Origin of the sequence: Streptomyces sp. NPDC060184 (assembly GCF_042728795.1) — a bacterium.
GTDB lineage: Bacteria > Actinomycetota > Actinomycetes > Streptomycetales > Streptomycetaceae > Streptomyces.
This window is the reverse complement of the sequence record NZ_JBHWYX010000055.1, coordinates 1-15,073: the sequence shown is the minus strand read 5'-3', so window position 1 is coordinate 15,073 and position 15,073 is coordinate 1. Positions and strand designations below refer to the sequence as shown.

Below are 15,073 nucleotides of genomic sequence, written 5' to 3'. Positions count from 1 at the left end.
GCACTTGACCTGCGAAAACGCAGGCAGGGAGCCTAAGTTCAGGAGTTCATCGATGATCCGCACCATGTTCAAATCCAAGATTCACCGCGCCACCGTGACCCAGGCCGACCTGCACTACGTGGGATCGGTCACGATCGATGCCGAGCTGATGGAAGCCGCCGACCTCCTCCCCGGTGAGCTGGTGCACATCGTCGACATCACCAACGGTGCCCGCCTGGAGACCTACGTCATCGAGGGCGAGCGGGGTTCCGGTGTGATCGGGATCAACGGTGCTGCCGCGCACCTCGTCCACCCCGGCGACCTGGTCATCCTGATCAGCTACGCGCAGGTCGAGGACGCCGAGGCGCGCACGCTGGTTCCCAGCGTGGTGCACGTCGACGCGGACAACCGGATCGTCGAGCTGGGGAACGACGCCTCGGCGCCGGTACCGGGTACCCCCACCGAGCGCAGCCCGCACGCGGTCCCGTCGGCCCGCTGACGCCGACCGGTCCGCACTCCGGCGGCGGTACGGCCGGCCGCCGGGCGGAACGCGGGGCGTCGGGACCGGCCGGGGCCGATCGGGGGCGGACCGGGCGTGCGAGGTGTGGTCCCGGCAGGCGCGGGCAGCCGCAGCGGGAGACGGTGGGGATGAGCCCCACTCGTACCGTACGCACCATGGGAGGGTCGCGATGACCCAGCCGTACCCCGATCCCGTCCATCCGTCGCCCGTGCCGAGCCCGCTGCCGGTGCCCGGGCCGCCGACGCCGGTGCCGACTCCGCCGCCGGTGCCGCCGGGGCCCGGGCCCGTACCGCCCGGCCCGGCTCCGGACCCGATTCCGCAGCCTCCGGCGCCGGGCCCCGAACCGGTACCGGAGCCCGAGCCGTCCCCGCAGCCCGCGGGCTGATCCCGGGCTGCGGGCCCGTCCGGCGCGACGTGCCGGGCGGGCCCGCCCGGGAGGCCCGCCCGGGAGGGCCGCCCTGGCGGGCCGTCCTGGAGGGCTTCCGCGGGCGAACCCGCCGTCACACCAGGGCGCTGCTGCCCGTCCCTCTGCTCGACGCGCTGTTCACACCGCCGAGGCCCACCAGCGCGTCGGCGTGCACGAGCCCGTTCTCCGCCGCGATCGATTCCAGCGTCTGGGCGTCGCGCACCGGCGCGAAACGCACCCCGTCGTCCCCGTCGCACCCGTCGTCGCCGTCGCCCCCGTCCGTCGTGCGGAAGCCGTACACCGCCGGCCGCGGCAGGCTGTTGTACGCCCACGGCGCCGAGAAGTAGTAGGCGCCCGTGTCGTAGAGCACCACGAAGTCGCCCTCGCGCAGCTCCGGCAGCTCCTGGCCGTGCGCGACCACGTCCCCTGCGAAGCAGCAGGGACCGGCGACGTCCTGTACGAGCGTGGGCCCGCCCTTGGGCAGGCCGTCCGGCCCGAACGCCCCCACGCGCAGCGGCCAGGACCCGGGCATCAGGACGGTACGGGTCGCCGTCTGCGCGCCCGCGTGGGTCAGGGCGATGCGCCGACCGCCCGCGTCCTTGGTGTACTCGACCAGCGCCCCGATGAACCCGTTCTTCGCCAGCAGCGACCGGCCGAACTCCGTCACCAGCGCGTACCGCCCGTCGAAGAGGCCCGGTACGGCGCTGCGCAAAGCGGTCACGTAGTCGCCGTGCGTGGGGCGTACCTCGTCGTCCGCGAAGTTCACCGGCAGCCCGCCCCCGATGTCGAGGCTGGTGATCCGGCGCTCGCCGACGCGCGCGTTGATCTCCTCGGCCAGCCGGTACGTCTCCGCGACCCCGGCCGCCAGCAGCTCCAGCGGGCAGCCCTGGGAGCCCACGTGGGCGTGCAGCCGGGTCAGCCAGGGGCGTTCCGCGAAGGCGCGCACGACCGCCGCGCGGGCCCCGGGGTCCCGCAGCGGGACGCCGAACTTCGAGGTCGCGGTGGCCGTGCTCATCGCCCCGATCGCACCGGCCCCGAGCTGCGGGTTCACCCGCAGCCCGAGCACCGAGGGGGAGGTCGACCAGCGCAGCGCGTCGATCCGGCGCAGCTCGTCGAGGCTGTCGGCGTTGACGGCGATCCCGAGCGCGAGCGCGAGCCGGATCTCCTCACGGGTCTTGGCGGGGGAGTCCAGCACGATCATGGAGGGCGCGAACCCGGCGTCCATGGCCAGCCGGAGCTCCCCGGGGCTCGCCACCTCGCACCCCATGCCGTACGAGGCGAGCAGGCGCAGCACCGGGACGAGCGAGCAGGCCTTCGCGGCGAAGGTGTGCAGGACCTGCGGGGCCCCGGCGAACGCCTCGCGCAGCGCCTCGACCGAGCCCCGCACCCCCTCGGTGTCGATGAATCCGACGACGGGCTGCGTCTCGCCGAGCAGACCGTCGGCGACCGCGCGCCGCACGACGGGGGCGAACTTCGGGGCGGGCCGGGCGCCGGTGAAGGAAATCGTCTGAGTCATACGGCGAGAATGGCCGATCGGCAGGTCTCCCGTCATCGGCACCGGGCCGGACCGGAGGTGAACCCTCGTGGTGCCGGGCCCCGTCCGCCGCCGCGGCCCTACTGTCCGGCGCCCCCCAGGATCGGGCGCGGGCTCACCGGCGCCGGGCCCAGGGTCGTGGAACCGGGGGCCGCCCGGTGGCCGAGGCCGGTCCGGTACGCGTCGAGGGCGGCCTCCGTGCGCCCCGCCCGGCGCAGCAGGTCGCCGAGGAGCCGGCAGATGTCCGCCAGGTCCCCGGCCGCCCCGGCGCGTTCCAGCAGGGCCAGCGCCTTGACGTAGTGCTCCTCGGCCGTGTCGGTCTCGCCGTCCTCCTCGTGGATCAGCCCGAGGAGCCGGTGGGCTCCGGCAGCGTGCACCGCGCCCCGGTCCGGCTGGAGCTCGCCCAGCAGGCGGTGCAGCAGGTCCTCGGCCTGGCGCGCCTTGCCCCGGCGGCGCAGGACGTCCGCGAGCTCCACCTCGACCTGGGCCGTGTAGAGGGCCGCCCGCTTCGAGGCCAGCATGTCCCGGGCGGCGAGCAGTTCGCTCTCGGCTCCGGCGAGGTCGCCGCCCTGGGCGCGTACGTAGCCGCGCATCCAGTGGCAGTGCGCCATCTCCGTACGGATCTGGAGCTGCTGGTAGATCTCCGCCGCCCGGGCCAGCGAGGCGTCGGCCTCGGCGGTGCGTCCGGCCGCGATGAGGGACCTGGCCACCCCGCGGTGCATGCCCGCCACCAGTTCCGGATCGTCGACCCGGGGGGCCAGCGCGAGCGCCAGCTCGCCCGCCTGCGCCGCCCGTGCGTGGGCGCCCATGTCCATGTAGGGCGCGATCGACGCCGTGTACAGCAGCAGGAGCGCGCCGGGGTCCGGGAGGCCGGAGGAGTTCAGCTCCTCGATGGCGCTCTCCAGCAGGTAGCAGGCGTAGCGGAGTTCGCCCGCCAGCAGGTGCGCGACGGCCCGGCCCCGGACGGCTCGCGCCCGCTGGGGGAGCGGGGCGTCCGTGAGCAGGCCCTCGGCCGCCTCGAAGTGCCGCCGGGCGGTGGGGAGATCGCCGGTCTCCAGGGCGCATTCGCCGAGCCCGAGGGCCGCCGACGCGCTCTCCTGGTCGAGTCCGAGCCGCTCGGCCTCGGCGAGCAGTTCGGTGAAGTCGGCCACCGCGTCCTCGGCGGCGCCGGTCGCCAGGGTGCGCTGTGCTTCGACCAGGCGCAGCCGCAGTTCGGTGGCGAGGTGGGCGGGGCGCCCGGTGGCGATCTCCTCGTAACTCACGCCGAGCCGCTCGGCCAGGTGCCGGACGGCCGCCTCGGAGGGCCGGACCCGGCCGGCCTCCAGGGTGGATATGTAGGCGGGTGTGTACGAGGGTTCGGCGAGCTCGCGCTGGGTGAGACCGCGCTCCGCGCGCAGCCGGTGGACGCGCCGGCCGATCGTTGTGGGGTCGTCCACCGGTCCGCGTTCCGTCCGACGCCCGGTCGGGCTCTTCTCCGCCACGTGGCCCCTCATTTCGCCTCGTACACACCCCGACCGCGACCGGTACGGGAGACGAGTATCGACCAGATCGTCCCGGGGCGTGGGCGAGGGGTGCGTCCTCGGGGCAATTGCCCGGTGAGGACGGGTGCGTCACCGTGTACGGAGACGGTGCGGCGGCGACCCGGAGGCGTCAGGCGATGAGCGGGACCACGGCCTCCGGGGTCAACAGCCGGAAGGTGAAGGCCTGCTGGAAGTAGAGGTGCACGTCGGTGGCGTCGTGGCTCTGGTAGCCGATGGACAGGTCCTGGCCGAGCCGCAGTTCGAAGTCCCCGCCCCGGGTGGAGAGCAGCACCCCGCCCCTGATCGCGGGCGCCCACAGGATGGGGTCGTCCAGCTGGCGGCCGATGTGCGTGGCCACCGGGTAACCGTGGTCGGAGGTCTCCGTCGCCTCGGTGAAGGCGTCGGCGCCGAGCAGCAGCCGGTACGGGCCGTCGACACCGGCGAGCCGCAGCCGGGTCAGCGCCTGGCTGACGGCCGCCGGGTAGTCGCGCGCGTCGGCGGGCAGCGGCAGCGGATCGTGCGAGGAGCCGTCGCGCAGACCGGTGATCCCGGCCGCCGGGTACCCGTCGATGACCGCCATGTCCTCGGCGAACGCACAGGTGCGCGCCGCGTCCTTGACGGGCTGCCAGTCACTGTCGTCCGAGCCGCGTTCCACGTCGTCCACGGCCTGCCGGGTCACGGTGAACGGCACCCGCCATTCGATCACGGGCATCGACGTACGGGCCCGCGCCAGCACGTCCGGGGTGGGCGGGTCGATGGGCCGCAGATGGCCGTCGCCGACCGCCGCCAGGGTGGGGCCCTCCGGGTCCGTGACGTCGACGACCCTGCGGCCCGCGACATGGCGGCTGAACGTCCGCCGCGCCTCCTCCTCGATCTGCTGCCAGGCGGCTTCGGTGACGGGGGCGAGTTCTCGGTGCAGATTGTTCATCACTGGGCGCTTTCTTGCAGGCTGCCGATGCGCAGCGAACCGTCGCCCGGGAGGGCGGGGAGTCCGGAGTCGTCCGGGAGCGTCGCCGTGGACGGGACCGGCGGGGCGGCGGCCGTCTCCGGCAGCGGCCGGGCGCCCACGGCGGCGGGAGGCGGGGGCGGGTCGTCGAGGAAGCCGGCGTCGGGGGCGTAGAAGAGCGTGCCGGTGACGGCCGTGGAGAAGTCCAGGATGCGGTCGTGCGTACCGGGCGGGTCACCGAGGAACATGTTGCGGAGCATCTGCTCGGTGACGCCGGGATCGGCCGCGTACCCGATGAAGTACGTGCCGAACTCGCCCCGCCCGAAGCTTCCGAACGGCATGTTGGCGCGGAGGATGTCCCGCTCGGTGCCGTCCGGGCCGGTGACGGTGTTGAGGGCGACGTGCGAGTCGGCGGGCTGGACGCCCTCGGGGAGTTCGACGTCGTCCGCCTTGGTACGGCCGATGACCCGCTCCTGCTCCTCGGTGCTGAGCGCCTTCCAGGCGGTCAGATCGTGCAGGTACTTCTGCACGACGACGTAGCTCCCCCCGGAGAACGCGGGGTCCTCGTCGCCCACCAGCGCGGCGGCCCGGGCGTCGTCGCCCACCGGGTTCTCCGTACCGTCGACGAACCCCAGCAGGTCACGGTGGTCGAGATAGCGGAACCCCTGCGTCTCGTCCACGATCCGGACCGCCCCGCCGAGGCGGTCGAGCAGCTGCGCGGCCCACTCGTGGCAGACGTCCGCCCGCTCGGCCCTGATGTGCAGCAGCAGGTCGCCCGGGGTGGCCGGGGCGGTGTGGCGCGGTCCGCGCAGCTCCTGGAACGGATGGAGCCGGGCCGGACGCCCGCCGCCGAAGAGCCGGTCCCAGGCGTGGGAGCCGAAACCCAGCACGCAGGAGAGCCCGGCGTCCGGGAAGCGGAAGCCCAGGGACCGGGCGATCGAGGCGACCTCCGGCAGCACGGAGCGTACGGCTTCCTCACCACCCGGCTCGACCGTGCCGACGAGGATCAGCGCCGCCTCGGTGAGCGGCGCCACCACCGGCTGCACCTTGACGGGGTCCGGAACGGCATCGGGCATCGGGCGCACTCCAGGGGGTGGCGGGGCGGGAATCGGGGACGGGGGCTACTGCCACTCACCCACAGGAGCGATCCGGCCGCACCCGGGCGCGGCCCGTCCGGGCGGGGGACCACGACGCCCCGTACGCGCACCCCCCGGCGCCCGGTGCACCGACCCGGCCGCGGTGCGCCGTAACGCGCACCGCCTGGGGCGGCGCCTTGGCGCAACCGCCCCGGGCCTCCGGCGCCCCGTACGCGCACCGCCCCGGCCCTTGCCGCACCGGCCGCGCCCCTGCCGGGCCGGAGCGTTCAGCCCGCTTCCACCTCCGAGCGGTCGCCGCCCCACAGGGTGTGGAACGACCCCTCCCGGTCGGTACGGCGGTAGGTGTGCGCTCCGAAGAAGTCCCGCTGCCCCTGGGTCAGCGCGGCCGGCAGCCGCTCGGCGCGCAGCCCGTCGTAGTACGCGAGGGCCGCCGCGAACCCGGGCGTCGGCACCCCCTGCAGCGCCGCCTGGGCGACCACCGCCCGCCAGTCGTCCTGGGCCGCGCCGATCTCCCGGGCGAAGTCCTTGTCGGAGAGGAGGCTCAGCAGCTCGGGCCGGCTGTCGAAGGCCGCCCTGATCCGGTCCAGGAAGGCCGCCCGGATGATGCAGCCCGCCCGCCAGATCCCCGCGACCGCGCCCAGGTCGACGTTCCAGCCGTACTCCTCGCTGCCCGCCCGGATCTGGTGGAAGCCCTGGGTGTACGAGACGATCTTGGACGCGTACAGGGCCTGCTCCACCCGGTCCGCGAACGCCGCCGCCTCCGCCTCGGGCAGCGGAGCAGGGGCGGGCCCCGCGAGGTCACGGGCCGCTTCGCGCAGGTCGGCGTGGCCGGAGAGGGACCGGGCGAACACCGCCTCCGCGATGCCCGAGACGGGAACCCCCAGGTCGAGGGCGATCTGCACGGTCCAGCGGCCGGTGCCCTTCTGCTCCGCGCGGTCCTGCACGACATCGACGAACGGCTTCCCGGTGGCCGCGTCCGTGTGGGCCAGCACCTCCGCCGTGATCTCGATCAGGTACGAGTCCAGCCGCCCGGTGTTCCAGTTCCGGAACACTTCCGCGATCTTGGCGGGGGAGTAGCCCGCGACCCCGCGCAGCAGGTGGTACGCCTCGGCGATGAGCTGCATGTCCGCGTACTCGATGCCGTTGTGGACCATCTTCACGAAGTGCCCCGCGCCGTCCGGGCCGATGTGGGTGGTGCACGGGGTGCCGTCCTCGGCACGCGCCGCGATCTTCTCCAGCAGCGGTCCCAGCGATTCGTACGACTCCGCCGAGCCTCCCGGCATGATGCTCGGGCCGTTCAGCGCACCCTCCTCACCCCCGGAGATGCCCGTGCCGACGAAGTGCAGCCCGCGATCGCGCAGCTCCTTCTCGCGGCGCCGGGTGTCCTCGAAGTGGGCGTTGCCGCCGTCGATGATGACGTCGCCCTTCTCCAGCAGGGGCGCGAACTCCTGGATCACGGCGTCCGTGGGCTCACCCGCCTTCACCATGACGACCAGCCGCCGGGGCCTCTCCAGGGCGTCGACGAACTCCTTCGGCGAGCGCGCGGCGACGAAGTCGCCCTCGTCGCCGAACTCCTCCACCAGGGCGTCGGTCTTCGCGGTCGTGCGGTTGTGCACGGCGACGGTGAGACCGTTGCGGGCGAAGTTCCGGGCGAGGTTGCGGCCCATCACCGCGAGTCCTGTCACGCCGATCTGAGCGGTGCCGGTCGGGGTGGTGCCGGTCATGGGGGTGCTCCTGGCTGTCTCGGGGGTGGTGCTCGGCAGGGTGTCCTCGGTGGCGGTGGGGCGGTGGCGGTGGGGCGGTGGGGCGGTGCCGCGAGGGCCGGTAGGTGTCGGGACGCGCGGCCCTCTTCCGCCCGCCCACCGGGGTTCAACGGATGCGGGCTGGATCGTCCCCGGAGGCGTCGTCGGGGGCGGCGGCATCGGAGGCGGGACCGGTGCCGACGGCGTCCGGACCGGTGCCGGGCGAGGTGTCGGGGTCCCACTCGGGCAGCCACGGCTCCTCGTCGGGGACGACGTGCATGGCCGCCTCCTCGGCGGAGGCCGCCGCCCCGTCGACACCGACGTCGCTCGCGGTCAGCGTGGCCGGCACGGTCCCGTCCGCCTGTTGAGTGATCCGCCCGGCACGGTCCGTACCCACCTCCTCGTCCCACGGCTCGCCCTCGCCGTCGGACAGGTCCCCGGCTCCGTCGCCGTCGCTCGCGGCCACCTCCGGCAGCTCGCGGGAGAGCCTGCGGTCGAGCGACTCCCCGTCGTGCCCCTCGGACGCCGTGGTGCCGACGTCCTCCACGGCCCACGGCCGCTCCGGCGGCGAGTAGCCCTCGTCCAGGGCGTCGCTGAGATCGGAGTCCACGAGGGAGTCCTCGATGTCCAGCTGTTCGTCGGGGTCGGACGCCTCCTCCGGCTGGGGCTGATAGACGTCGTCCCCCCGGTCGGTGTCGCTCATTGCGTGTCCTCTCGCCGATGGCGGAGCCGTACCGTCCCCTGCCGCAATTGCACTCCGGTCGCGCGCCCGCCGCAAAGGGAAGATCTCCGCAGGCGCCGTGGTGCCGGCGCCACGGAAGCGCGTATGCCCTGATCCAGGCCGCCAAAGCATCCCGCGCACCCCTCGGCGGGGCACTGTCGGGCCCGGCGGCGAGGAGCCGGGCCCCCACACCCTCCGAGCCGTTCCCGCCACTCGGGACGCTCCGTACGCCAGGGCTGAGCGCACCCCCGGAGCGCTCCCGGCACGGCCACGGGCCTTCGCCGTGCCGTCCCTCTCCAGGATCCGCGGCCTCCTCACCCGCCGCCACGGCAGCGGCCGGGCGGCCGGAGCGCGGCGGGCACGATGCCGTACGCCTCCGGCCGGCGTGGGCGCCGACGCACTCATTCACATCGCAGACGCGTCAATCGCTCCGATTCCGGTGTTGGCGCGCGCCCCGTACCCGTCGGCACGATGGGGCCCCGGCCCGGTGGTGGCCGGGTGACGGCAGACGGCCGGGCGACGACGAGCCGCCGGGCGACGACTGGGGGAGTACCGGTGCACGTGTTCACGACGAGGTCCGGCGCGGTGCGCGGGCGGCCGGCCGGGCTGGCGCCCCACGTCACGGCCGTGCTCGGCATCCCGTACGCGGCACCTCCGTTCGGACCCCGCCGGTTCCGTGAGCCCCGTCCAGCGGCGGGATGGGACGGCGTCCGCCCCGGCCTCACCTTCGGTCCGGTCGCCCCGCAGACGGCCGAACTCCCCGGCGCGCCCGGCTGGAAGCCCGGGGACGAGGACGTCCTGACGGTCAACGTCTGGACGCCGGGAGGTCCCGGCGACGCGCTCCCCGTCCTGGTCTGGATACACGGCGGCGCCTTCGCCTTCGGCTCCTCCGCCCAGCCCGACTTCGACGGCGCCGCCCTCGCCGGGCTCGGCCTGGTGGTGGTGAGCTGCAACTACCGCCTGGGCTTCGAAGGGTTCGGCCACGTCCCGGACGACGTCCCGGGCGGTGTCCCCTCCGCACCGGGCTCCACGGACGGGGACGTCTGCCCGGACAACCGGGGACTGCTCGACCAGATCGCCGCTCTGGAATGGGTACGCGACAACATCGACGCCTTCGGGGGCTCCGCCGACCGGGTCACCGTGGCCGGCCAGTCGGCGGGTGCCACCTCGATCGCCTGCCTCATGGCCATGGACCGCGCCCGGGGACTCTTCCGGCGCGCGATGCTGCACTCCGCCGTCAACTCCTGCGCCACGGCCGCATCGGCAGCCCGCACCACCCGGGAGATCGCGGAGGCGGCCGGAATCCCCGCCACCCGGGAGGCACTGCTCGCGGCATCCCCGCAGGCGCTGCTCGCCGCGTCCGACGCCGTGGTCGAGGCGTGCCGGCGGAACCCCGCGACCGGCCGACGCCACCACGACCCGGCCGTCTACGGACCGGTCGTCGACGGCACGCTGCTGCGCGCCGACCCGCTGACCGCCGCGTCCGAAGGCCTCACGGCGGACGGCGTCGACCTCCTCGTGTGCCGCACCACGGAGGAGTACACCCTCTTTGAGGCGGTCGGCAGCAGCGCCGACATCGGTACGGAGGCCCGACTCGCCACCTTCGCGCGGGACTTCGGGCTTCCCGCCGCCCTGGTCCGGGGGTACCGGGACCGTGCTGCGGGCGGATCCCTGCGCGATACCTACCTGGCCATCCAGGGCGACCTGCTCTTCGCCGAGTACGGCGACCGGCTCGCCGAGGCCCACGCGCGGGCGGGCGGCACGGCCTTCCTCGCGCACTTCGACCGCAGGTCCGGCGGGTGCCCGGACCGGCCGGTGCGGGCGTGGCACTGCGCCGACGTTCCGTTCGTCTTCGGCACGCTGGACGACGAGAACGTCCACTTCCTCGTCGGCGGGCCGCCGGGCGACGCCGACCGTGAGCTCTCCGCGCGCATGATGCGGTCGTGGGCGGACTTCGCCGGGTGCGGCGACCCGGGGTGGGCCAGGCTCGGGGCGGAACCCGGTACGGAACCAGGGGCGGAATCCCGGGCGGATCCCGCTGCGGGCGTCCACCCGCGCGTGCATCACTGGCGTACGGGTGGGGAGCCCGGCGGGCCGGGCCCATCGCCCGAACGGGCGGCGTACGAAAGGGAGTTGCGCGCGCTCTGGCGCGAGGCGGGACTGCCGCTCCTGACCCCGTGACCGGCCCGCCGCCCGGCATGCCCCGGTGCTGCGGATCTGAGGACCTGTGGACTCCGTGGACCTGTGAAGACGGAGGCCGGGACAAATGCCCGACGGGATGTCGGCGCGGGGTGCGAGACTGCCCGGATGAATCGATCACAGCCCAAAGACGATCTGCAGTCCTACCTCCAGGAAGCGCGCGACGCGATCCTGCTGAAGCTGGAGGGCATCTCGGAGTACGACGTCCGTCGCCCCCTGACCTCGACCGGCACCAACCTGCTGGGGCTGGTCAAGCACCTCACGGGGGTCGAACTGGGTTATTTCGGCCAGGCGTTCGAAAGGCCCTTCGAGGAACCCTTCCCCTGGCTCGACGGCGACGCCGAGGACAACGCCGACATGTGGGCGACCGAGGACGAGAGCCGCGAGGAGGTCGTCGCCCGCTACCGTCGTGTGTGGCAGCACTCGGACGCCACCATCGCCGCGTTGCCCCTCGACGCACTCGGCACCGTGCCGTGGTGGTCCGAGGCGAATCGCGAGGTGACGCTGCACAAGATCCTCGTGCACGTGACCGCCGAGACCCACCGGCACGCCGGCCACGCCGACATCGTCCGGGAGTCCGTCGACGGAGGCGTCGGATACAGGTCCCAGGGAGACAACCTCCCCGCAGGCGACGCCACCTGGTGGAAGGAGTACGTGGACCGGCTGGAGCGGACCGCGAGGGCCTTCCGCACCGATCGGGGCTGAGGCTCCTGAGGAAATGACCCCGTGCGAGCTGGATGGTCGTGCGCGTGCATCATGACGGCAGTCGATGGGAGCGTAGGGAGCGGGGATGGCCGAGGGCGGCGCTGTGGATCTCATGTGCCTGACCGATGGAGAGAGCAGCCTCCTGGTTCGGGTGCTGGGCCGGCACATGCCCGGGGTGTTGCCATGGCACGACTTCCTCGACGCTGAGATCGTCGTCACGAGCGATTTCGCCCAGGGACGCTTGGATGTGTGCCTGGCCCGGGACGATCTGGTCAGTTGGTCACAGGTCCTGGACGTGCTCGCCGCCGGAGGGGAAGCCGCGTGGATGGATGACGGACGAAACCCCGAGATCCGATTCGAACCGCCCGGCCAGAACGGGATCTCCGTCGTCGTGGTGGAGGACTTTGCCCGTACAGGGACGTCGGTACGGATTCCGGTGCGTCTGACCCATGGATGGGCCGATGACCACCACCAACGGCTGCGGCGGGTCAGGGAGGCCTGGCCGCAGGAAGTCGCGGAGACCTCGCCCGGTGCCTATGAGTGGCAGCGCTGAACCGGCGTCAACCGGCGCCGGCAGGTCAGCGCGCAGACCAGGGCGAGAAAGGCTTCATGGATGTTGCCGCGGATCTCCCAGCGAATCCGCACGCGGCGGAACCGAAGCAGGTGGGCAAAGGGCCCGCTCCACCACCCAGCGTTGGATACCGAGTCCGGAGCCGTGCGCGGTGGCGTCGGTGCTGGGAATGCTGGAGGAGCGGGAGCCGGCTGCCCGGGTGCGGGTGGAGGGCCCGCGGGAAGAAGCCGCGCGGCCGGCTGGGGTGTTGGAGGCCCCGGAGATCGAGTTGGACCGGCGGGTGATCGGATGCGTCTGATCGTCCGCAAGGAACGTCCGCACCCCGAAGCCGAGCTATTGCCGAATCCTGGGGACTGACCAGACAGCCCAATGGCCGGTCGATCAAGCAAGCGGCTTGCGGTACCGGACGTACTCGTTCTGCCGCCGGAACCCCACGCTCTCGTAAAGGTCGTAGGACTGGTGCGGATTCGCCGTGCCCGTGAACAGCCTGGCGGTCGTCGCGCCGTGCTCACGAAGGCTCCGCAGCCCTTCCAGCAGCAGGACCCGGCCGATTCCGAGGCGTCGCTGGTCCGTCCGGATACTCAGCTCTTCGACCTCGCCCACGGTGTGGTCGTGACGGCGGATGGAGCAGAGGGCGACGCCGACCATGTCCTGCCCCCTCCAGGCAGCCCGCCAGCATGCCGGGTCGGCGGTGTCGACGAAGTCCTGGAAAGGCCATTTCTGAGTGAAACCGCTGTCCGCATAGGAATCGACGACCGTCCTCCAGGCCGCACGGTAGTGGCTTGCCCCGATCGGCCCCGTCCGTACCCCGGCCGGCAGCTCGCTGCCCCGCTCGGGCAACTGCTGCAGATCGCCCAGCTCCATCTCGACCAGGCTGAAGACGCGCCGGTAGCCGAGGGCGAGCAGCAGCGCCGTGGCGTCCTGCTCGGAGGCCGCGGCGTTCGCGCCGATCACTGCCGTCCGCGCCGTTCCATGCTGTTCGACGAGTTGGCGGATCCGCTCTTCGGCCCAGCTCAGCATGGCTGAGCCGATGCCCTGGCCGCGATGGTCGGGCAAGAGGTAGCCGCGGTGCAGGTAGAGCCACGTATCGTCCCGCTCCTGCCACCACCGGATCGTCGAGTAGCCGACGACGTTCCCGTCGAGGACCACCAGGATCTGGTTCTTGGACGGCTCCTCCAGCTTGGCAGAAGCTTCGGCCATTTCGGCCGCTGTCGGGAGCCCTTCCACAATCGAATGGACATCGACCCGGTCCCGTTCAGCACAACCCAGCCGCACCGCGGCCATGACGCCGTGGTCTTCGTCGCCGCGATACGGCCGGAACCCGAAGCCGACCGGAAGGTGGTCCTTTCCTGCCGTGCCATTCAACATGACCGGATGATCTCGAACTTCGAGGCAGGTCCGCCACCCTGTTCACGCCGCGGTCGTCTGCGGCCGTTCAACGAGCCGGCCGCGTTCGAAGCGGGCCCCGGCGCGGACGAGGGCGACCAGGTGGGGTGCGTTCACGGCTCGCCGGACTGCGACGGCCGCGTGTTCCTTGTCCTCGGCGTCGCAGATGTCCTGGATGGCCCTCTTCGCCGCGGGCTGAGCTGACTTCGGGAGGCTGCCGAGGCAGTTGGCCGGTTTGTGAATCCAGCACCTTCGGTGGCGGGTTTCGGGGAAGACCTCGTTCAACGCGTTCCAGAAGCCCAGGGCTCCGTCGCCGTCGACACCGCCCCTTCTCGCGGTGTTCGCACTTACCCGGAGTTCCTAAGTCCCTTGTTCTGTTGAGTAGTTGGCCTCCCAGCGAATCCCGTACTTGGCATGGACCTGACCATTTCGTTGCGTTAGGGTCGTTGGGTGCCGCGTTGAGAGCGCTCTCAATCGGTTACCCCGCGAGCGCTCGCGGACGCCTCCTGTTCCACCCCCACACACCGGAACACCAGAAGGGGCACTGCCTTGAAACACCTGACAATCCTGCGCGCCGGCCTGTCCGCGCTCCTCGTCGTCGGCGCCTGGGCGACGATCGGCCCGGCCCCGGCGTCGGCGGCCGACACCGCTCCCCCCACCAGCGCCGCCGCCTCGCAGCCGGCCTCGGCCGGACTGCTCGCCGCCATGAGCGAGGACCTCGGGCTGACGCCCGCGCAGGCCAGGGCCAGGCTCGCCGCGGAGAAGACGGCGACCGCCCAGGAACCGGTCGCCCGCCGCGCCGCCGGAGCCTCGTACGGCGGGTCCTGGTTCGACGCCGGGACCGGCAGACTGACCGTCGGAGTCACCGACGCCGAGGCCGCCGCGGCCGTACGGGCGACCGGCGCCGACGCCAAGCTCGTCCCGCACACCCAACGCGCTCTCGACCGGGCCAAGTCGGCCATCGACGCGCTCACCGCACCCCGCGGCGTGGCGAGCTGGCACGTCGACGCGGAAGCCGGATCCGTCGTCGTGGAGGTCGCCGCCGCTTCGGCGAATGACCGGGAGGTCCGCTCCTTCCTGACGAAGGCCCGTACCGCGGGTCCTGTGACGGTACGTCAGGCGCCCTCTGTGCCGCAGACGTTGTCCGCCGGGACGGTGGGCGGCGACCCCTACTACACCGGCAACGTCCGCTGCTCCATCGGCTTCTCGGTGAACGGCGGGTTCGTCACCGCCGGGCACTGCTCGGGGGCCGGCGCGGCGGTTCGGGGCTGGGACGGATCGGCCATCGGCAACTTCCAGGGATCGACCTTCCCCGGTGACGACTACGCCTGGGTGAACGTCGCCAACGGCTGGTGGACGGTGCCGGTGGTCCTCGGCTGGGGCACCGTCTCCGACCAGCTGGTACGCGGCTCCGCCGAAGCCCCGGTCGGTGCCTCCATCTGCCGGTCCGGCTCCACCACCCACTGGCACTGCGGCACCGTGCTGGCCAAGAACGAGACGGTCAACTACAGCCAGGGCGCGGTGTACCAGATGACGAAGACCAACGTCTGCGCCGAAGGGGGCGACTCCGGCGGCTCGTTCATCAGCGGCGACCAGGCCCAGGGCGTCACCTCCGGCGGCTGGGGCGACTGCACCAGCGGCGGCGAGACCTGGTACCAGCCGATCAACGAGATCCTCAGCCACTACGGCCTGACCCTCACCACTGCCTGACCCTCACCACCGCGGGACGCGCGTCACGGCCTGACGC

General features: G+C 72.9%; 12 protein-coding genes and 2 pseudogenes. 5 read left to right on the top strand and 9 right to left on the bottom strand.

The window, feature by feature from the left end; all coding sequences use genetic code 11:
- Nucleotides 1-52 precede the first annotated feature (52 nt).
- Complete coding sequence (panD, locus tag ACFWEE_RS28390) at nt 53-478, top strand: aspartate 1-decarboxylase (protein ID WP_386893342.1); 426 nt, start codon at nt 53-55, stop codon at nt 476-478.
- A 521-nt stretch (nt 479-999) separates the two neighbouring features.
- Here the strand turns inward: panD and ACFWEE_RS28385 are convergent.
- The 6 genes from ACFWEE_RS28385 to ACFWEE_RS28360 all read right to left on the bottom strand — a co-directional run bounded on the left by ACFWEE_RS28385 (nt 1,000) and on the right by ACFWEE_RS28360 (nt 8,447).
- Nucleotides 1,000-2,421: a diaminopimelate decarboxylase gene (locus ACFWEE_RS28385; protein WP_386893340.1), complete on the bottom strand. Its 1,422-nt coding sequence runs from the start codon at nt 2,419-2,421 to the stop codon at nt 1,000-1,002.
- A gap of 98 nt (nt 2,422-2,519) precedes the next feature.
- A complete protein-coding gene (locus tag ACFWEE_RS28380; protein WP_386893339.1) occupies nt 2,520-3,932 on the bottom strand; it encodes a tetratricopeptide repeat protein in 1,413 nt (470 codons plus the stop codon).
- Between the two features lie 157 nt (nt 3,933-4,089).
- The gene (locus ACFWEE_RS28375) at nt 4,090-4,887 is read right to left on the bottom strand and encodes a family 1 encapsulin nanocompartment shell protein (RefSeq protein WP_386893338.1); all 798 of its coding nucleotides are present in this window, start codon (nt 4,885-4,887) and stop codon (nt 4,090-4,092) included.
- On the bottom strand, nt 4,887-5,981 hold the full coding sequence (locus ACFWEE_RS28370) for a Dyp-type peroxidase (RefSeq protein ID WP_386893336.1): 1,095 nt from the start codon (nt 5,979-5,981) through the stop codon (nt 4,887-4,889). The genes ACFWEE_RS28375 and ACFWEE_RS28370 overlap by 1 nt, the downstream gene beginning before the upstream one ends.
- A 287-nt stretch (nt 5,982-6,268) precedes the next feature.
- Entirely contained in the window at nt 6,269-7,726 is a 1,458-nt protein-coding gene (gene gndA, locus ACFWEE_RS28365; RefSeq protein ID WP_386893335.1) for an NADP-dependent phosphogluconate dehydrogenase, read from the bottom strand.
- A 145-nt stretch (nt 7,727-7,871) separates the two neighbouring features.
- Nucleotides 7,872-8,447 carry a DUF5709 domain-containing protein gene (locus tag ACFWEE_RS28360; RefSeq protein WP_386893333.1) on the bottom strand — a complete coding sequence of 192 codons (576 nt, stop codon included), beginning with the start codon at nt 8,445-8,447 and terminating at the stop codon, nt 7,872-7,874.
- A gap of 573 nt (nt 8,448-9,020) precedes the next feature.
- Here ACFWEE_RS28360 and ACFWEE_RS28355 point away from each other — a divergent pair.
- The 3 genes from ACFWEE_RS28355 to ACFWEE_RS28345 all read left to right on the top strand — a co-directional run bounded on the left by ACFWEE_RS28355 (nt 9,021) and on the right by ACFWEE_RS28345 (nt 11,922).
- Nucleotides 9,021-10,646, top strand: a complete 1,626-nt coding sequence (locus ACFWEE_RS28355; protein WP_386893332.1) for a carboxylesterase/lipase family protein — start codon at nt 9,021-9,023, stop codon at nt 10,644-10,646.
- Between the two features lie 126 nt (nt 10,647-10,772).
- Complete coding sequence (locus ACFWEE_RS28350; RefSeq protein ID WP_386893330.1) at nt 10,773-11,369, top strand: DinB family protein; 597 nt, start codon at nt 10,773-10,775, stop codon at nt 11,367-11,369.
- A gap of 85 nt (nt 11,370-11,454) precedes the next feature.
- Entirely contained in the window at nt 11,455-11,922 is a 468-nt protein-coding gene (locus ACFWEE_RS28345; RefSeq protein ID WP_386893328.1) for a DUF5959 family protein, read from the top strand.
- On the opposite strand, the pseudogene ACFWEE_RS28340 reads toward ACFWEE_RS28345, so the two are convergent.
- From ACFWEE_RS28340 to ACFWEE_RS28330, 3 genes and pseudogenes are all read right to left on the bottom strand, one after another.
- Nucleotides 11,904-12,093: pseudogene (locus tag ACFWEE_RS28340) on the bottom strand (hypothetical protein); the annotation flags it as partial. The gene ACFWEE_RS28345 and the pseudogene ACFWEE_RS28340 overlap by 19 nt on opposite strands.
- A 228-nt stretch (nt 12,094-12,321) precedes the next feature.
- Entirely contained in the window at nt 12,322-13,308 is a 987-nt protein-coding gene (locus tag ACFWEE_RS28335; protein WP_386893326.1) for a GNAT family N-acetyltransferase, read from the bottom strand.
- 42 nt (nt 13,309-13,350) lie between these two features.
- Nucleotides 13,351-13,641: pseudogene (locus tag ACFWEE_RS28330) on the bottom strand (transposase); the annotation flags it as partial.
- A gap of 234 nt (nt 13,642-13,875) precedes the next feature.
- Here ACFWEE_RS28330 and ACFWEE_RS28325 point away from each other — a divergent pair.
- Complete coding sequence (locus ACFWEE_RS28325; RefSeq protein WP_386893325.1) at nt 13,876-15,036, top strand: S1 family peptidase; 1,161 nt, start codon at nt 13,876-13,878, stop codon at nt 15,034-15,036.
- Nucleotides 15,037-15,073 lie beyond the last annotated feature (37 nt).